This window comes from Jeotgalicoccus nanhaiensis, from assembly GCF_015235105.1.
Lineage (GTDB): Bacteria > Bacillota > Bacilli > Staphylococcales > Salinicoccaceae > Jeotgalicoccus > Jeotgalicoccus nanhaiensis.
The window spans coordinates 167984-185584 of record NZ_JADGLW010000002.1 but is presented as its reverse complement, the minus strand read 5'-3'; the positions used below and the strand labels follow the sequence as shown (position 1 = coordinate 185584).

The 17601-nt window shown below is 41.7% G+C and carries 21 protein-coding genes; all 21 read right to left on the bottom strand.

The genetic code is table 11. The annotated features are described in order from the left end of the window. Nucleotides 1-2: 2 nt before the first annotated feature. Complete coding sequence (locus tag IR135_RS03115) at nucleotides 3-629, bottom strand: ComEA family DNA-binding protein (protein WP_228063399.1); 627 nt, start codon at nucleotides 627-629, stop codon at nucleotides 3-5. 103 nt (nucleotides 630-732) lie between these two features. Next, entirely contained in the window at nucleotides 733-1455 is a 723-nt protein-coding gene (locus tag IR135_RS03110) for a class I SAM-dependent DNA methyltransferase (RefSeq protein ID WP_135096636.1), read from the bottom strand. Next, nucleotides 1445-1783, bottom strand: a complete 339-nt coding sequence (gene rsfS / locus IR135_RS03105; RefSeq protein WP_135096634.1) for a ribosome silencing factor — start codon at nucleotides 1781-1783, stop codon at nucleotides 1445-1447. The genes IR135_RS03110 and rsfS overlap by 11 nt, the downstream gene beginning before the upstream one ends. Nucleotides 1784-1787: 4 nt before the next feature. Next, on the bottom strand, nucleotides 1788-2357 hold the full coding sequence (yqeK, locus tag IR135_RS03100; protein ID WP_135096632.1) for a bis(5'-nucleosyl)-tetraphosphatase (symmetrical) YqeK: 570 nt from the start codon (nucleotides 2355-2357) through the stop codon (nucleotides 1788-1790). Continuing rightward, the gene (gene nadD, locus IR135_RS03095) at nucleotides 2347-2910 is read right to left on the bottom strand and encodes a nicotinate (nicotinamide) nucleotide adenylyltransferase (RefSeq protein ID WP_135096630.1); all 564 of its coding nucleotides are present in this window, start codon (nucleotides 2908-2910) and stop codon (nucleotides 2347-2349) included. The genes yqeK and nadD overlap by 11 nt, the downstream gene beginning before the upstream one ends. Next, nucleotides 2907-3200 (bottom strand): ribosome assembly RNA-binding protein YhbY, encoded by a 294-nt coding sequence (gene yhbY / locus IR135_RS03090; RefSeq protein ID WP_115884428.1) that lies wholly within the window; start codon nucleotides 3198-3200, stop codon nucleotides 2907-2909. Before yhbY ends, nadD begins: the two co-directional genes overlap by 4 nt. Then, on the bottom strand, nucleotides 3197-3994 hold the full coding sequence (aroE, locus tag IR135_RS03085) for a shikimate dehydrogenase (protein ID WP_135096628.1): 798 nt from the start codon (nucleotides 3992-3994) through the stop codon (nucleotides 3197-3199). The genes yhbY and aroE overlap by 4 nt, the downstream gene beginning before the upstream one ends. Nucleotides 3995-3996: 2 nt before the next feature. After that, nucleotides 3997-5103, bottom strand: a complete 1107-nt coding sequence (gene yqeH / locus IR135_RS03080) for a ribosome biogenesis GTPase YqeH (protein WP_135096626.1) — start codon at nucleotides 5101-5103, stop codon at nucleotides 3997-3999. 1 nt (nucleotide 5104) lies between these two features. Continuing rightward, nucleotides 5105-5629, bottom strand: coding sequence for a YqeG family HAD IIIA-type phosphatase (locus IR135_RS03075; protein WP_135096624.1), 525 nt, complete (start codon nucleotides 5627-5629; stop codon nucleotides 5105-5107). Nucleotides 5630-5809: 180 nt separating this feature from the next. Next, nucleotides 5810-6511 (bottom strand): 5'-methylthioadenosine/adenosylhomocysteine nucleosidase, encoded by a 702-nt coding sequence (locus tag IR135_RS03070; RefSeq protein ID WP_135096622.1) that lies wholly within the window; start codon nucleotides 6509-6511, stop codon nucleotides 5810-5812. After that, entirely contained in the window at nucleotides 6504-6980 is a 477-nt protein-coding gene (greA, locus tag IR135_RS03065) for a transcription elongation factor GreA (protein WP_115884433.1), read from the bottom strand. The genes IR135_RS03070 and greA overlap by 8 nt, the downstream gene beginning before the upstream one ends. Before the next feature lie 36 nt (nucleotides 6981-7016). Continuing rightward, entirely contained in the window at nucleotides 7017-7637 is a 621-nt protein-coding gene (gene udk, locus IR135_RS03060) for a uridine kinase (protein WP_135096620.1), read from the bottom strand. Between the two features lie 14 nt (nucleotides 7638-7651). Then, nucleotides 7652-8260 (bottom strand): O-methyltransferase, encoded by a 609-nt coding sequence (locus IR135_RS03055; protein ID WP_135096618.1) that lies wholly within the window; start codon nucleotides 8258-8260, stop codon nucleotides 7652-7654. Between the two features lie 102 nt (nucleotides 8261-8362). Continuing rightward, nucleotides 8363-9490 (bottom strand): endolytic transglycosylase MltG, encoded by a 1128-nt coding sequence (mltG, locus tag IR135_RS03050; RefSeq protein ID WP_135096616.1) that lies wholly within the window; start codon nucleotides 9488-9490, stop codon nucleotides 8363-8365. Nucleotides 9491-9547: 57 nt separating this feature from the next. Continuing rightward, nucleotides 9548-9853 (bottom strand): DUF1292 domain-containing protein, encoded by a 306-nt coding sequence (locus IR135_RS03045; protein WP_115884436.1) that lies wholly within the window; start codon nucleotides 9851-9853, stop codon nucleotides 9548-9550. Between the two features lie 2 nt (nucleotides 9854-9855). Further along, nucleotides 9856-10287: a Holliday junction resolvase RuvX gene (gene ruvX / locus IR135_RS03040; RefSeq protein WP_115884437.1), complete on the bottom strand. Its 432-nt coding sequence runs from the start codon at nucleotides 10285-10287 to the stop codon at nucleotides 9856-9858. Next, nucleotides 10280-10543, bottom strand: coding sequence for an IreB family regulatory phosphoprotein (locus IR135_RS03035; RefSeq protein WP_035808527.1), 264 nt, complete (start codon nucleotides 10541-10543; stop codon nucleotides 10280-10282). Before IR135_RS03035 ends, ruvX begins: the two co-directional genes overlap by 8 nt. Before the next feature lie 59 nt (nucleotides 10544-10602). Beyond that, a complete protein-coding gene (gene alaS / locus IR135_RS03030) occupies nucleotides 10603-13233 on the bottom strand; it encodes an alanine--tRNA ligase (RefSeq protein ID WP_135096614.1) in 2631 nt (876 codons plus the stop codon). Nucleotides 13234-13482: 249 nt separating this feature from the next. Continuing rightward, nucleotides 13483-15846, bottom strand: coding sequence for an ATP-dependent RecD-like DNA helicase (locus IR135_RS03025; RefSeq protein WP_135096612.1), 2364 nt, complete (start codon nucleotides 15844-15846; stop codon nucleotides 13483-13485). A gap of 6 nt (nucleotides 15847-15852) precedes the next feature. After that, entirely contained in the window at nucleotides 15853-16497 is a 645-nt protein-coding gene (locus IR135_RS03020) for a tetratricopeptide repeat protein (RefSeq protein ID WP_135096610.1), read from the bottom strand. Continuing rightward, nucleotides 16497-17600: a tRNA 2-thiouridine(34) synthase MnmA gene (gene mnmA, locus IR135_RS03015; protein ID WP_135096608.1), complete on the bottom strand. Its 1104-nt coding sequence runs from the start codon at nucleotides 17598-17600 to the stop codon at nucleotides 16497-16499. The genes IR135_RS03020 and mnmA overlap by 1 nt, the downstream gene beginning before the upstream one ends. Between the last annotated feature and the right edge of the window lies 1 nt (nucleotide 17601).

Below are 17601 nucleotides of genomic sequence, written 5' to 3'. Positions count from 1 at the left end.
CCTCAGTTTATAGTAATATACGGTTTTAGATTTTCGAACGTTTTGTCGCCGATGCCGGGTATATTTTTTAAGTCCTCAAGAGTACTGAACAGCCCCTGTTCTTCCCGGTAAGTAATAATCGCCTGGGCTTTTTTCTCGCCGATGCCGTTCAAGGTTGTAAGTTCTGCAATGCCCGCAGTATTAATATTAACGAGTTCAGTCCCGGTGTCTGATACTCCGCTTCCTGTAAATAAATCTGCTGTCGCCTCCTCTATTTCCCCTTCAAAGGGAACGTAGATTACCATTTCATCGGCAAGTTTGGCAGACTGATTTACCGTCGCAAGATCTGCATTATCAGCAAGACCGGTAATATCAAGAACATTTTTAACCCTCGCATCGATAGGCAGTTCGTACACGCCTGGAAGTTTAACTGCACCTTTTACTTCAACAAACAGCGTCGATGAAAGTACTGCTGTTTCTTCTTTAGACTCTTCTGCCGTCGGTTCTTCGTCAGCTGAGTGCTCAAAACTAAAAGTTTCCTCGGGTGCTGCAAAGCTCGTGACTGCAAAGTAAACAATAATTGCGAGTCCTATAAGTATACCCGCTGCGTAAAACTTGTACTGTTCAAAAAAGGATTTGATATCCATCATTTTCCCCTCCATATAAATAACCTCTCATACTATATATAGGGAAAAACGGCGCTTTATTTTTTTTTCGTACAAGTTAATTTATAAACCTGTAAAACTTTAAAAGTTATTTCTTCAGTATATAAAAATTTCTTTCAGCCACTTCAGTAATAACATTAGTAATATCAAAGTCGCTGAATGATTTATCGATTATAAAGCCTGCTTCATTAATCATTTTTAAAATTTCACTGTGTTTATAAGTCTGCTGATAATGAGTTTCTTCGTACTTTTTATATAAGTCTCCGGAATTCCGAATGAAAAATGTCAATTCATGCCAAACACTGAGTTCTTCTTCACCGGGTACTGTCTGCCACGTGTAAAAAATATCATCCGTACTGTCGGAATATAATTCATAATTAAAATCATTCTGCATTTTATGTTCAGTATGGACATCAAAAATAAAGACGCCGCCTGCTGATAAATGATTATATACATTTTTTAAAACTGCAGCAAAAGCTTCTCTGGAAGGTGCATAATTCAGCACATCGGCTGTAGCTGTAATGAGCTCAAATGTTTCATCCAGCTCCATCGTAACCATATCCTGCACCCTGTATTCGCTCACCGGATCATTTTCTCTCGCAATTTTAATCATTTCCTCCGAGTTATCAATGCCGAGCTTTCTTTTTGCCCGCAGCATTTTTAAAATCTCTCCGGTGCCTGCGCCGATATCAAGTATGGAGGCGGCATCACCTTTAACTTCATTAATTATGTCAAGCCACAAATTATACGGCATATCATAATTCAGGATATCGTATACTTCGGCGAATGTTTTGTATTCGCTAGCCTCCAATAGTATCACCGGAATCTTTAAATAAACGCTCTAAATTATAATATTCGCGTTCTGTTTTTAAGAATATATGAACGATAACATCACCGACGTCACAGAGAATCCATTTGCCGGCTTTCTGTCCTTCAATACTAATATCGAGGCCGTTTTTATGAGCGACTTCCCGCACTTCGTCGCTGATTGCCTGCGCTTGGCGTTCTGAATTCCCGTGACATATAACAAAGTAGTCTGTCACCGGGCTCGTTTCTTTTACATCATATACTTTTATATCTGCAGCACGTTTATCGTCACATGCCTGCACCATTAATTCCAATACTTCTTTACTTTGCATCCTGTCACTCCCTGGCCATATTATAATAATTAAGACATTCTAATGTCTTGTGGTAAATCGTAGAATCTTTATTCAGCAGATGTCTGATATTCGCTTTCGTAATCGAATATACCGCGAGATCCAGATTATTCTTCCCGAAGACAATATCGCGTATATCATCGACGCCTGGCTGGCTGCGCTTAGGTTCGATGTAGTCTGCGACAAAAATAATCTTTTCGATAATCCCCATCTGCTTTCTTCCTGACGTGTGATGCGCAATCGCGTTTAATATTTCTTCGTCAGTAATATCAAACTTATTTTTCATCTTAACTGCTGCGATTGGTCCGTGCAGCACTTCAGTTTTATACTGAAGCAGTTCCGGATCAAGTTTTTCAGTCGTCACTGTCTGGTACATTTTACTTAATTCATCGTATTTCGAATAATCATGCAGTATACCGGCGAGAAAACATTTTTCCTTATCTGCGTTAAATATTTCCGCCATTTTTACTGCTGTTTCCGCCACCCGTTCGGAGTGTTTAAATCTTTTCTTCGGCAATTTCTCTGCTGCAACTTTCAATGCTTTTTTACGTTTCATATAATCGCTGCTCCTTAATATATCTGTAGACCTCTTCAGGCATTAAATGCCTGACTTCAGTATTTGTTTTTAATCTCTCTCTGATAAGGGTCGATGAAACTTCAACGATGTTCGTATTTAATTTTATAAACGGAGGTTTAATATTATACAGCTCGTCATTTCGATCGAGCACAGTAAATTTCGCAAGTTTGTGCAACTTGTCAGCATTCTTCCATTTATCAAAAGAAATAAAATGATCTGTTCCGATTATAAAATACAAGTCATCGTCAGGATATTTGTTCCGCAAATACTTCAATGTGTCAAAAGTATACGTTACCTCTTGCTGATCGATTTCAAAAGTATCTATTTCTGCAAAATCATAATTTTCAACTGCAAGTTTCAGCATATTTAAACGATGACTGTCACTGGAACCTGCCTGTTTTTTTAAGGGAGAGATAAAGGTCGGCACGATAATCACCTGATCCAGTTCCAAGCCGATATAAGTTTCCGCGAAAGCATTAATATGTCCGTTATGCACCGGATCAAATGTCCCGCCGAATACACCTATTTTCATGGCAGTTTAATTTCTTTGTTTTCCTTTGATTCTCTGTACAGTACAATCGTATTGCCCATTACCTGTACCAGTTCCGCACCTGTGCCATGGACGAGTGATTCAACGATGCTGTCTTTATCTTCCATACAATTTTGCAGTACTGATACCTTAACCAGTTCTCTTTTTTCCAGAACATCTTCGAACTGTTCAACAAAACTTTCTGTAACACCATTTTTACCTACTTGAAACAGCGGCTTCTCATGGTGTGCCAGTGAACGCAAATAGCGTTTTTGTTTACCTGTTAATGTCATTTTCTTTCCTCCATGTATTGTTGCAGTGCAGCCTGCACCGCTTTATTGCTTCCCTGTTTCCCAGTCCATATTTCAAAGGCATCGAGTGCCTGGTTAACCAGCATGCCGAGACCATTCGCGTTGTTATTAAAGTAATTCATAAAAGGTGTCACCGCCGGATTGTAAATTAAATCCATTCCTGCGGTATCATCTGTGATAAATGAAGTGTCCAGCTGGAAGGCTTCAAATACATCTTCACCCTTCAGTCCGAGCGGGGTTGCATTGATTACCGCATCATAGGCTCCCCCTGTGAATTCGGTATTCAGCACGCCGTTAAAGTCCGCAGTTTTAAACGATTCAAAACTTTCTCTTCTCCGCGCGATCACTGTTACTTCATCACCGTTATCGGCATGTGCACGATGGACAGCCTTCGCCGCACCGCCTGCACCGAGAATAAGCACACGGCGGCACTTTGTTCCAAAGGCATCGTTAAATGCCTTCATATAGCCTGTAATATCGGTATTATAACCGTAGTATCGCCCATCTTTTACATGGACTGTATTTACCGCGCCAATTTTTTCTGCTGCAGGCGCAATCCAGTCTAAATGCTGCATAATCTTCTCTTTATGAGGCACGGTAACGTTGAAGCCTGACAAGTTATATTCATTAACGAGCGCTTTTATGTCCGCCAGTTCTTCAGGGGTGACTTCCAGCGCCATGTAATCCGCTTCAACATTCAGTGCTTTAAAGTTTGCATCGTGAATAACAGGTGACAAAGTATGTTTAACAGGATAGCCGATTACAGCATAATTCATCTTTACTGCACTCCTTTAAAAATAGTCGAACGTATGGACACATTAACGCCTTTCGGTACAGTCACTGTGACGGCCGCTGATTTTGCCACCGATACAAAAGTCAGTCCGCTGATTAAAATGTCGCTGGCCTGATCTAGCTCGAGCTCATGAATGTCGAAGTTTGTGCTTAAGTAAGCTTCTTCAAGTTCAGGGGGCGCCAGAAGACCATTATAATGCTTATCGTAAAACTCTCCTGCATTGACAGTTTTCGTACGGTGCACATTTAAGTGATGATTACAGTAGACAGAAAAGCTGTTGGCATCTCCTGATGTGTAATCCACTCTGGCAAGGTTGCCGATAAAGAGCGTCTGACCACTGTTTAACTGAAAAGTTTTTGCTTTGATTTCTTTAGCTGGTGAAACGTATTTTAAATCGTTTACTTTCACATAATGTGAAATTTGTGAATCGACGACAATTCCCGGAGTATCGTACAGGGTCTGGGTATCACCGAGCGGAATATCGATCATCCCGAGTGTCGTACCCGGAATGTTGCTCGTCGTAATAACATTCTTTAAGCCGGTATTGTCTTCAAGCAGTTTATTAATTAATGTCGACTTGCCGACATTTGTCGTGCCGACAATGTATACATCTTTTCCATCTGCCATATCACTGATTTTTTTCATCAGTCCATCCAGGTTCTGTCCTTTTAAGGCGCTGATTGCAACTGTATCATTTGCAGTTATACCTGCGTCTTTCAGCATTTTCTTAGCCCGCTCAACAAGGCGGCTTGTATTTGTGGATTTAGGGAACAAATCTATTTTATTCACTACAGCAAGTACTTTTTTGTCTCCGACAATACGGTTGAATGACGGGATAATACTGCCTTCAAAATCGAACACATCAATTACTTTGACAATCAGGCTGTCCGTTTCATACAGCGAATTCAGCATTGTTAAAAAGTCGCCTGAATCCACATTTAATTCCTGTACTTCATTATAATGTCTTAAACGGTAGCAGCGCTGGCAGATCGGTTCTTCTTTATGAAGTCCGCTTGCCGGAATATACCCCTCTTTATTCTTATCTTCTGTCTGCAAAATGCTTCCGCATCCGACACATTTTATATCAGTCACATTATTCCTCCCATGTAATCATGTTTTTTCTTTTAAAGTATTTCATTATAACACGTTCTATTCTGCGGTTTAAGTAGGTCGCCCAGCCATCTTTTTCTTTGACGGGCACGACGAGAATACTATTGATATTTACCCGGTTTGCCCCAAGTATATCCGTCATCAGCTGGTCGCCGACCATTACGGTATTCGCTTTTTTAGTGCCGAGTATTTTTAATCCCCTGTGGAAATTGGTAAGCATCGGTTTTTTTGCTGCAGAAATATATTCAATACCGTGCGGTTCTGCAAATCCCGCCACTCTTTTATGATTACCGTTCGACAAAATGAGCAGTTTAATGTTCGACTCTTCAAGTGTTTTTATCCATTTTAAAACATTATCATCAGCATCAGCCGCGTCAAAAGCGACCAGTGTATTATCAAGGTCTGTCATTACAGCTTTAATATTATGCGCTTTTAAAAATTCCGGCGTAATATCTTCATACCGGCTGACAAAATGACTTGGCAGAAACTTATCTTCTATAATTTTCATAATATCTCCCCGGAAATTAAATTCATATTAACACAAAAAAAGCACCTTAAAATTAAGGTGCGCTTCGCTTACTCGATTATTTCAGGATCTTCTGTGTCAGTTTCAGTAAATACAACGAAACCGATAATAACCGTTATTACAATTGCAAGAATCATTAAAAATAACATAGTAACCTCCACATCACAGTTCTCTTAATAATGATTTTACAACTTCGGACGAGTGAACACAAGCTTTCGCGAGAAATTCTTCATAATTCATATCCGCTGCATCATTTGCAGAGTCGCTCATGGAGCGGATAATGACAAACGGCGTGTTAAACTGCCAGCAGGTCTGCGCAATACTTGAAGACTCCATGTCTACACACATTGCCTCTGGAAAATGCTTAAAAATATGTTCTTTTTCAGCATTGCTGTCGATAAAGGAATCCCCGCTCACAACGAGACCGCTCGCACCATTAATCTCATCATTTAAAGATAGAGCATCGAGAGCTCGTCTGATCAGATTTTCATCGCTTGTATATACTTCCGGCATGCCGGGAACCTGGCCGTAGCTGTAGCCGAAATTAGTTGCATCGACGTCATGGTGGGCAACCGAAGTTGATACCACCATATCAGTCACTTTAAGATTTTCTCCCATGGCGCCTGCGACTCCGGTGTTAATTACATAATCTATATCGTAACACTCAAGCATAAGCGCCGTAATAATACTCGCGTTGACCTTGCCGATACCGGACTGGACGAGCACTATACTTTTACCGTTTAATGTGCCTGTATAAGCTGTTGTATGTGCAAGCTTGTCTTCTTTTTCTATGAGCATCGCATTTTTTAACAGTTCAACTTCCGGCTCCATAGCACCGATAATTCCAATTGTATAATTAGTCAATTTTAACAATCTTGACTTTCATTTCATTGCCGTTCGGTAAAGCAACGTTAACTTCTTCTTTCAGTTTTGCTCCAAGAAGTGACTGCGCCATCGGAGATTCGTTGGAGATTTTACCTTCAAACGGATCAGCTTCCGCGCTTCCGACAATCTGATAAGACTCTTCATCACCGTCTGGAACTTCTTTAAATGTTACTGTTTTGCCGAGAGATACAGTATTATTATCTCCTGTATCTTCAATAATTACAGCATGTCTGATCATTTCTTCAATTTTAGTAATTTCTTTTTCGACAAACCCCTGCTCATCTTTCGCCGCATCGTACTCGGAGTTCTCTGACAAGTCTCCGAAACTGCGGGCAACTTTGATTTTCTCTACAACTTCCGGTCTTTTAACCGTTTTCAATTCTTCTAAATCTACATGAAGCTGGTCATATCCAGCCTGTGTCATTGGGTATTCTTTTTTGTTTTCCATCGTAAATCCTCCGTTATTTAAATTACTTCTAATATTTTATTCGTTTACCAGCGTGCGAATCTTAGTTGTAATAATATCTATCGCAACCATGTTCTCGCCGCCTTCCGGAATTATTATATCACTGAAGCGTTTTGTCGGTTCGATAAACTGCAGGTGCATCGGCCGCACAACTGATAAATACTGTTCAATGACTGAATCCATCGAACGTCCGCGTTCTTTAATATCCCTGCTCAAGCGGCGTAAAATACGAATATCAGAATCAGTATCTACGTATAATTTTACATCCATAAGATTGCGCAGTTCTTCATTTTCAAGAGCGAAAATACCTTCGATGATAATGACTTCTTTCGGCTCCACTCTTATCGTTTCACTGCTTCTCGTATGATTGGTATAATCGTAAGTCGGAATATCTACTGTTTCGCGGTTGATCAGCTGCTTGATATGTTCAATCAGCAGATCATTATCAAAGGCAAAGGGATGGTCGTAATTCGTCTGCAGACGTTCTTCCATCGTCTTGTCACTCTGATCCTTATAATAGTAGTCCTGTTCGATTAAAACAATACTGTGCCCCTGCAGGGATTCCATAATTTTTCTTGTTACTGATGTTTTCCCTGAACCGGAACCTCCGGCTATACCGATTATTGTCGGTTTGTCCATTCTGTTACACACCCTTAGTAAATTACAAGCAAGCCGTCGCCGACATTTAAAAATGAAGTCGTATACTCGCTGTCTTTCATTGACTGATTAAACGCTCTGACTTTGTCCCTCAGTTTGCGCTTATTTTTATTTTCTACATCATCATCTGCAATAAGACCGCGGACAAAAATATTATCGACGATAATTAAAGCATCCTCAGTTAAATATTTTTTATATTTATCAAAGAACAGCTGATTATTCCCTTTAGACGCATCGATAAAAAGAAAGTCAAATTGAGCATTGCCGAGATCAGCTTCTTTAGCATCAGCTAAAATCGTTTTAATATTACTGCTGTAGTCACTTTCACTGATATTCTCTCTGGCTGTTTCATGGCTCGCTTCATCTTTTTCAATCGTAGTAACATGAACACCTTGCCCCGCGCTTGCAAAATGCAGAGCGCTGTAGCCGATCGCCGTACCGATTTCCAGAATATTTTTAGCACCTTTAATTGCGATGTACTGTTTTACAACATTCAGTGCATCGCTGTCTATAATCGGCACGCGGTTTTCCACTGCGTACCGGTGAACAGCAGGGAACAGTTCTTCATTCGTATTTAAATCTTTTACATAATTTATAAGTTCCATCTGATCACCATATACAAAAAATACAACTGATAACATAAGTTATCAGTTGTTAATCCATTACAAAAGATAGTACCATAATTCACTCTTTTTGAAAAGAGCTGATTACTGGTTATCTATATATTGTTCTCTGTTAGCCAGATGCTCATCATAAGTTTCCGCAAAGTGATTATTACCTTCACTGTCAGCAAGGAAATAGAAATAATCAGTATCGGACGGATTCATCGTGCTCTGCAGAGACTCCTGGCCCGGTGACGCAATCGGCCCCGGTGTTAATCCTGTATTTATATAAGTATTATATGGATCATCCACTTCGAGATCTTCGTACAAGACAACTTCCTGATGCTCTCCGAGAGCATAGAGCACTGTCGGATCAGTCTGCAGCGGCATAGCCGGATTGACAGACATACGGTTTAAAAAGACGCTCGCAATGCGTGAACGGTCAGCAAGAGACGTCGCCTCTTCTTCGATAAGAGAAGAGAATGTCAGGAACTGATGGAAAGTGAGTTCCATAGGCTCGCCTTCATATTCTATAGTATAATCCGGTACGGACGTAAACAGACTGTAGCTGTTCTGCTCAGTAGCATCGAGCATATTTCTCACAAGCTGTTTTAAATCAGGTTCTTCAGTTGTAATATCGTAGGTTGCAGGATATAAGTAGCCTTCAAGAGGATACTTAATATCTTCAGCTAGAATTTCATCAGTCAACATGTCAGGGTATTCTGCTATCAGTTCCTGAATGAATTCTTCATCTTCCATCAGTGCCATAAAATCGTCGCCCGACACCGGCAGATTATTTTCCAGCTGCGTGCTGATTTCCTCCAGAGTGTATCCTTCAGGCACTGTTACACGGTATAGCACTTCCTGATATACCGTGCCGGATTCAAGCGTTCTTGCTATCTGCTCAAAATCCATGGCCGGAGACATCTGATAAGTTCCTGCCTGGTAGCTCGAAATACTGTTTAAACGTAAATATAATTCAAACATCGTACCATTTTTAACGATGCCCTGTTCTTCCAGAATATCTCCGATGTCACCGGCGGAATATCCTTCGTCAATTGAGAGTTCTACCGTTTCCGTGGAATTCTCGTCTACTGGCTGCAGGCCTCCGCGTATGTATAAAAATGCGGATATGATACCGATAATAATTACAATAAGCAGTGCCAGCACGATGAACAGAGTCAGGTACGATGAAACATTTTTAGAAAATTTAACATCATCGTATTTGCTCATCTGTATCTCCTATCTGAAAAAATAGCTTCCAATAAATTATTGGAAGCTGAAAGCATTTTACTCGTCATAGTCGTCCATCTGCGTGTTAACTACTTCTTCGATCATATCCCATTCGTCGTCAGTTTCAACCGGCAGGAATTTACCGCCGTCACCGTCTTCGTCCGGTACATTAATCATCGGAATAAGTTCTATGTCTTCCTCTTCATCGCTGAAATTACCTTCTTCAGCTAAGATTACGTAGTTTTTATCGAAATCTGGGTGATAAAATTCCAGCATCTTGCGGTAAAGTACTTCCGAACCGTCCTCATCATAAAGTGTAAGCAGTTCTTCTTCTTTGTTAAATTCAGTGTTTTCTTCGCTCATAATTATGCTCCTTTGTGCGGGTTATCCAAGTACCCCTGTAATATAAATACTGCCGCCATCTTATCGATAACCGCTTTTCTTTTCTTGCGTGATAAATCTGCTTCAAGCAGGGATCTTTCAGCCGCTACTGTACTCAGCCGCTCGTCCCACAGAGTTATTTTAACATCTGTGAGTTCAAGCGCAAGTAATTTGGCGAAGTGCTGCGATCTTTCACCACTTTCACCGATTGTATTGTTCATATTTTTCGGCAGGCCGACAACGATGGTATCCACTTCGTTGGTCTTTGCAATTTCAACGACCTGAGCTATGCCGTAATCGCCGGCCGGTGTATTAATTTTAAGCGTGGTAAGTCCTTGAGCTGTCCAACCCAGTGCATCGCTTAAAGCTACACCGATTGTTTTTGTGCCTACATCAAGCCCAAGAATTCTAACCATTTATCTCTTTGGAAACATAGTTCTTAACTAAAACTTCCATTATTTCATCGCGTTCAACGTGGCGAATCTGATTACGGGCTTCATTATGGCGCGGAATATAGGCTGGATCTCCGCTTTGAAGGTAACCGACAATTTGGTTAATAGGATTATAGCCGCGTTCTTCCAATGTGTTATAAACGTTAGTGAGTACCGCTTTTACGTTTTCTTCTTTACGTTCATCAACACTGAATTTCATTGTTTTATCGAACTGGTCCACAAAAAAGCACTCCTATTCTTACTTCTGTATTTAATGTTGATTATATCATCTTAGAGGTGCTAAATAAAATCTTTAATATACTCGTCAACAAACTGTAATGCTGCTGTTATACTTGCAACATCTGTACCGCCGCCCTGAGCCATATCCGGTCTGCCGCCGCCTTTGCCGTCGACAATACCGGCCATGCCCTTCATAATATCACCGGCGCGGACTTTCGATGTTAAATCTTTTGGAACAGTAACAACGAGTGATACTTTACCGTCCGTCACTGCAGCCAGTGCTATAATCGCATCCTGATTCTGCGATTTAATCAGGTCCATTTGAGCGCGGAGATCTTTGGCATCGGCTGCTTCTACTTCTTTTCTGATAACTGAAACGCCGTTTACTTCCGATGTTGCATCACCTAAATCATTTAATTTAGACTGCTGAAGTTCCGCTTTCAGTTTGTCATATGCATCCTGCTGCTCTTTTTTCTCTTCAAGCAGCTGTTCAAGCCTGTGTTCAACATTGCCTGCTTTTGTTTTAAGCGTGCCGGCTACATTTTCGACTGTTTGCTCGTATTCTTTGTAAAGCTCGACAGCGTATTTGCTGGTCACTGCTTCAATGCGTCTGATGCCTGCACCGATTCCGCTTTCTGAGACAATTTTAAATACTCCAATATCTGCAGTATTTCTGACATGAATACCGCCGCACAGCTCGACTGAGTATTCGTCAATATCTACAACACGCACTACATCGCCGTATTTCTCTCCAAATAGTGCCATCGCGCCTTTTTCTTTCGCTTCTGAAATCGACATCTCTTCGATTGAAACACTTAAGCCGGCATAGATTTTTTTGTTTACAATATTTTCAATTTCTGCCAGCTGTTCTTTGTTTAAGGATTCCAGGTGAGAGAAATCGAAACGGAGACGTTCGGCCTGGACGAGTGAACCTGCCTGATTTGCATGTTCTCCGATGACATCTTTTAAGGCCTGGTGCATTAAGTGAGTCGCCGTATGGTTTTTCATAACAAAGCTGCGCTTTTCTCTGTTTACGTCAAGTTTATACGTTTCGCCTGTTGTTAACGCGCCTTCAGTGACACGTATAACATGAACATTTTGTCCGTTAGGCGCTTTGTACACGTAATCCACTTCAGCTGTACCGCCTTCATTTGAAATAATCCCTGTGTCAGCAATCTGGCCGCCGCTCTCAGCATAGAATGGTGTTTCAGCGAAAATGACTTCAACCTGGTCTTCTCCGCTGTAATCATTAACGATTTTGTCCTCTGCCACTATATAAAGCAGGCTGCTTTCTGAGCTTGTAGTCTCGTAGCCTGTAAACACACTCGGTTCTGTAATACTGTGGAAGGTCTCCGACTGAACCTGCATTGAGTCCCCGCTTTTACGCGCCTCTCTTGCGCGCTGTTTCTGAGCAGTCATCTCTTCGGTAAAGCCTGCTTCATCAACTTCGAGACCGTCGAGTGCTGCATATTCCACTGTCAGCTCATACGGGAAACCGTAGGTATCGTAAAGTTTAAATGCATCTTTACCTGCAATGACTTTATCTTCGGCGAGTGCACGGTCACGGAGACCCTGGTAAATCTGCATGCCCTCGTCAAGCGTTGTAAGGAAGCGTTCTTCCTCGCCCTTCACAACATCTTTAATGAATGACGCTTTCTCTTTTACATTCGGGTAGAATTCGCCCATAACATCTCCGACGACATCGACCAGATTGTACATAAATGCTTTATCGATTTTCAGGTCTTTACTGAAACGTACTGCCCGGCGGATCAATCTGCGGAGCACGTATCCGCGCCCTTCGTTTGAAGGCAGTGCACCATCGGCAATAGCGAATGTAACTGTTCTGATATGGTCTGAAATCACCTTAAAAGCTGTATCCAGTTCTTCCGATTCACCATATTTCTGTCCGCTGACTTTTTCAATTTCTTGAATAATTGGTGTGAACAGGTCTGTATCGAAGTTTGTTTTTGCATCCTGAATAACACTTGCGATACGTTCAAGACCCATCCCTGTATCAATATTCTGCTTAGGCAGCGGCGTATAGCTGCCGTCTTTATTATGATTGAATTCACTGAAGACAAGATTCCAAATTTCAAGATAACGTTCATTTTCTCCGCCGGGGTACATTTCTTCAGGCGGTGTTAACGTATCATAGTGTTCTCCCCGATCGTAAAAGATTTCACTGTTTGGTCCGCACGGGCCTTCGCCGATATCCCAGAAATTTCCTTCAATACGGATAATCCGCGATTCGTCGAGACCGATAACATCTTTCCATATATTTAAAGCATCAGTATCTTCCGGATGCACTGTAACGTACAAGAGGTCCGGATCAAAGCCGATCCAGTCGCTGTGCGTTAAAAACTCCCAGGCACGGACAATCGCTTCTTCTTTAAAATAGTCGCCGATGGAAAAGTTTCCGAGCATTTCAAAAAATGTATGGTGACGCGCAGTGAAGCCGACATTTTCAATATCGTTAGTGCGTATTGCTTTCTGCGCGTTAACGATGCGCGGATTTTCAGGCACGACACGGCCGTCAAAATACTTCTTTAAAGTTGCAACGCCCGAGTTAATCCATAAAAGAGAATCATCATCGATCGGCACGAGCGGTGCACTTGGTTCCACCATATGATCGTGTGCTTTAAAGTAATCTAAAAACATTTGGCGTACTTCATTGCCTGTTAATTTTTTCATAGTTATCACTCCTGTAATTTTATAAAAGAATACAAAAAAACCGTCCCTTAATAAAGGGACGATTGTTACCGCGGTACCACCCAAATTATGACATAGTCATCACTTTAGTTTTTCTTAAACTGACTGAAAGGCAGCACACATACGGATTATCATTGTTTTCACCAGCCACAATGTCTCTAAAAGTAATACCCGCATATTCGGAAATTCAGCTTTTATTAATACCAATTATAATTTTATAATCATTTAGTGTCAAACAAATTCGTACGGTGTGACACTTTCCATGCCGATCATCGGATCAACCGTCATGTTTTCAATCATTTCTTCTGTTAAATATTCGGGCAGCTCCCCTGGGTCTTCTTTATATACTTTACAGTATTTCTGCAGGAACTGCTGCAGCATCGTATTTCTCGGAATACCTTCGCGTTTAATCGCGCTGTAAAAAGCATTGGCGTCGCCGCACAGTATTAATGATTCTTTCGCTCTCGTAATTCCCGTATAAATAATATTTTTCATCAGCATATGGTAATAACTCGAGACGATCGGCATAATGACAATCGGGTACTCACTGCCCTGCGCTTTGTGAATACTCGTACAGTAGGCGTGCGACAGTTCCGTCAAGTCACTGCGTTCATAGGCAATTTTCGTATTGTCATAATCCACGACGAGCGTATCTTTATCTACATCATCCGTATCTTTAAAGTAGATGCCGTCGATAATACCGGAGTCGCCGTTAAAGATATTATCTTCTGTCCGGTTAATCAGCTGAATGACTTTATCGCCCGTCCGGAAAATTTTGTCGCCGAACTCGAGTTCTGTTTTGTCCTCAGACTCAGGGTTTAAAATTTTCTGCAGAAGCTGATTTAAAATATTTATTCCTGCCGGCCCTCTGTAGATCGGTGCCAGCACCTGAATATCCCGCATGTCATATCCTTTTTTTACCGCTTTGGATACTACTGTATCGACTACATCGGCAATTTGATTTGTTCCTGCTGGAATAAAAAGGCGGTCTTTAAATTTATCGTTTATATTCATCGGTACGCCTTTGTCGATATCATAGGCCAGTTTGACAATTGATGATCCTTCACCCTGGCGGTAGACAGTATCGAGTATAGTCGTTTTAATTGTACCGGAACCGATTAAATCTTTAAAGACAGTTCCCGGACCGACCGAGGGCAACTGTGCACTGTCACCGACAAAGACGAGTTTTGTATGAGGCATAACGTTCTGGATGAACTGATAAAACAGCCAGGTATCCACCATCGACATTTCATCCACGATAATCAATTCCGCTTCAATTTCGTTGTCGATAATATCGTCGACTGCCGTATCCTGACCCCAGCCGATCAGCCTGTGAATCGTACTCGCCTCAATACCGGAAGTGTCGGCCATCCGCTTAGATGCCCGGCCGGTGGGTGCGACGAGTTTGACCGGATAGTTTTTCGGTTCATATGAATCGTAATCCTCATATTCAAAGATCTCCTGATACAAGGTAATTATCCCTTTAACTATCGTAGTTTTACCGGTTCCCGGCCCACCGGTAATAATCGACACTTTTTCTGTCAGCGCATTTAAGATTGCATGGCGCTGCTTGTCGTTATAATCAATCGACAGCGTTTTCTCAATACCGCTGATGACATCTTTAGCATGTTCTAAATCAAGCTCATCAGGATTATGCGCGAGAATACTGCTTACTTTCTCGGCAGCTTTATGTTCTGAATAATAAATATTCGGCAGCGTGACTCTGTCTTCTGTAATAACAAGCTTTTTATTCAGTGCCAGCTGCTCTGCTGCAACGGCTACATCATCGCCCCTGAAATATATACCGGATGTATTCAGCCGCTCGAGCGTTTTTTCCTTTAGTTCTTCATGCATGATATAAGTGTGGCCGATGCTCGTAATTTCATCATTCAGCGTGTGCATCACACCGGCAACAAGACGTTCCGGGTCATCCGGTTCTATACCTGCATTAAGCGCTATCTGGTCAGCTTTTTTAAAGCCGATACCGAATATATCACTGACGAGCTGATACGGATGGTTCTCGAGAACATTTAAGGTATCTTCCTTGTATGTATCGATAATTTTTGAACGTTTTGACGGTTCGATATTTAATTTAATCATCAGGAGATAAGCTTCATCTGCCACATTTGAACTGCGGACAGTTTCAGTAATCTGCAGTTTTTTAGCTTTTGTCAGCCCTCTGACTTCATTTAATGCATTATCATCTTTTACAATTTTGCTGAGCGCATCGAGGCCCAGTGCATCGACAATTTTTTCAGCCGTCTTCTCGCCGATACCCGGAAATTTATCGCTCGAGAAATACTGCACCAGGCCGTGGCTCGTATTCGGGATTTCTTTTTTAAATTCAGTAGCGCTGAACTGCTCGCCGAAACGGGCATGCTGCGTCACCTTGCCTGTAAATTTATAACTCTCTGTTTCCTGGATATCATGAAAATGGCCGGTAACAATTGCATCATCTTTAAATTGGGTGTTCGTCTTCGAGACATTGACACGCAGAACATGAAACCGCGTATCTGCACTCATAAAGATTACACGGTCCACATCACCGACAATATAAAGTTCATCATAGATAGATGTCTGTGCATCAGATGTCATAATGATCTACTCCAATTCTTTAAATTTTTGCAGAGCATGCTGCGCGAGATGATGGTCAGGCTGTATTTCAACAGCACGTCTAAAGTGTTTTTGCGCCGTTTTTGAATCTTCATCTTTCATATAAACGGCGAGACCGAGGTTGTACTCCGCATCTGCGTGATTCTGTACCTCTGTCACGGAGGTCAGCAATTTTACAGCCGGTTCGTACTGTTCCAGCTGGCACAATGTTAAGCCGTATTCAAAATTGATATCTGTATCTTCAGGTTTTTTGTTATACGCAGCCTCAAAAAACGGGATACTCATTGCAAAATTATCTGTATTCATATAGGAACGTGCAATCATAAAATTTAAGTCGCCGTCTTCATAATGTTTATCATAGACGCTTAAATACAAGGTGAGTGCTTCTTTATAGCGTTCGGCATTAAAGTACAGATTGCCAAGCGTGTAGCCCGCGCTGAAACTGTCCGGCTTCAGCACCAACGCCTGCTGCAGGAAGCGTTCCGCTTCCTCTATTTTCCCAATACCGCCGAGAACTACAGCTCCATTAATATAATGGGTTTCGTCTTGCGGGTTTTCATCAATCGTTTTAAAAATCAATTCCAGTGCCTTCTCGTATTCTCCTGCTTCAATATGTTTTTGATAATCAAACATTACGCAAGGTACTCCAGTGCTTCATCATTGCGGAATACTTTATCGATTGTCGCACCGCCAATAACTGTGTCTCCGTCGTATAAAACAACAGCCTGACCCGGAGTTACTGCACTTGCGCTCTCGTATGACACTTCAATCTGATCATCGCCCATTACTTTAACAGTGACCGGCACATCTTTTTGACGGTATCTGAATTTCGCAGTACATTCGAAAGTATCTGCTGCAGGGTTGATAAAGTTCACATCGCTTGCCAGAAGACTTGTGGAAATCAAAGCTTCATGATTATCTCCCTGCACTACATATAATTCGTTAGTTTCAAGATTTTTTCCTGCTACGAAATACGGTCCGCCGTCTCCGCCGATACCGAGTCCCTGACGCTGACCGATTGTGTAATACATAAGGCCGTCGTGCTTGCCTTTGTCCTCACCGGTATCCATGTTAATCATGCGTCCCGGGTTCGCCGGCAGGTAATTACTTAAAAACTCTTTAAAGTCTCTTTCGCCGATAAAGCAGATTCCAGTCGAATCCTTTTTATCTTTTGTTGCAAGATCGTATTTATGGGCGAGCTCACGTACTTCCGGTTTTTCCAGATGACCGAGCGGGAACAGTACTTTCGACAGCTGCTCTGTTGTCAGCTGATTTAAAAAGTAGGTCTGATCCTTGTTGTTATCGACACCGCGGAGCATTGTTACCCCGTTATCATCGTGAATCACACGCGCATAGTGGCCTGTTGCAACATAATCCGCCCCGAGCTTCATCGCATGGTCTAAAAATGCTTTAAATTTAATTTCTTTGTTGCACATAACATCCGGGTTCGGTGTGCGGCCTTTTTTGTATTCATCAAGAAAATACTGGAATACGCGGTCATGATACTCCTTCTCAAAGTTAACTGAGTAATACGGAATGCCGATTTCCTCTGCAACGAGCCTTACATCTTCATAATCATCCGTCGCCGTACATACTCCAAACTCATCCGTATCATCCCAGTTTTTCATAAAAATTCCGACGACGTTGTAGCCTTCCTCGAGGAGCAGTTTTGCCGTTACCGAAGAATCGACGCCTCCGCTCATTCCAACAACAACTGTCGTGTCTTTATTCGACATT

Bases quoted from the DNA above. Each gene is read 5' to 3' on its own strand.
- ruvX (WP_115884437.1), bottom strand. From the start codon at position 10,287: ATGGTTAGAATTCTTGGGCTTGATGTAGGCACAAAAACAATCGGTGTA.
- IR135_RS03115 (WP_228063399.1), bottom strand. From the start codon at position 629: ATGATGGATATCAAATCCTTTTTTGAACAGTACAAGTTTTACGCAGCG.
- greA (WP_115884433.1), bottom strand. From the start codon at position 6,980: ATGGAAAACAAAAAAGAATACCCAATGACACAGGCTGGATATGACCAG.
- IR135_RS03075 (WP_135096624.1), bottom strand. From the start codon at position 5,629: ATGAAAATTATAGAAGATAAGTTTCTGCCAAGTCATTTTGTCAGCCGG.
- yqeK (WP_135096632.1), bottom strand. From the start codon at position 2,357: ATGAAACGTAAAAAAGCATTGAAAGTTGCAGCAGAGAAATTGCCGAAG.
- IR135_RS03025 (WP_135096612.1), bottom strand. From the start codon at position 15,846: ATGACATCTGATGCACAGACATCTATCTATGATGAACTTTATATTGTC.
- udk (WP_135096620.1), bottom strand. From the start codon at position 7,637: ATGGACAAACCGACAATAATCGGTATAGCCGGAGGTTCCGGTTCAGGG.
- IR135_RS03045 (WP_115884436.1), bottom strand. From the start codon at position 9,853: ATGAGCGAAGAAAACACTGAATTTAACAAAGAAGAAGAACTGCTTACA.
- yhbY (WP_115884428.1), bottom strand. From the start codon at position 3,200: ATGACATTAACAGGTAAACAAAAACGCTATTTGCGTTCACTGGCACAC.
- nadD (WP_135096630.1), bottom strand. From the start codon at position 2,910: ATGAAAATAGGTGTATTCGGCGGGACATTTGATCCGGTGCATAACGGA.
- IR135_RS03055 (WP_135096618.1), bottom strand. From the start codon at position 8,260: ATGGAACTTATAAATTATGTAAAAGATTTAAATACGAATGAAGAACTG.
- alaS (WP_135096614.1), bottom strand. From the start codon at position 13,233: ATGAAAAAATTAACAGGCAATGAAGTACGCCAAATGTTTTTAGATTAC.
- rsfS (WP_135096634.1), bottom strand. From the start codon at position 1,783: ATGCAAAGTAAAGAAGTATTGGAATTAATGGTGCAGGCATGTGACGAT.
- IR135_RS03020 (WP_135096610.1), bottom strand. From the start codon at position 16,497: ATGTTTGATTATCAAAAACATATTGAAGCAGGAGAATACGAGAAGGCA.
- aroE (WP_135096628.1), bottom strand. From the start codon at position 3,994: ATGAATTATGCTGTAATCGGCTATCCTGTTAAACATACTTTGTCACCT.
- mnmA (WP_135096608.1), bottom strand. From the start codon at position 17,600: ATGTCGAATAAAGACACGACAGTTGTTGTTGGAATGAGCGGAGGCGTC.
- mltG (WP_135096616.1), bottom strand. From the start codon at position 9,490: ATGAGCAAATACGATGATGTTAAATTTTCTAAAAATGTTTCATCGTAC.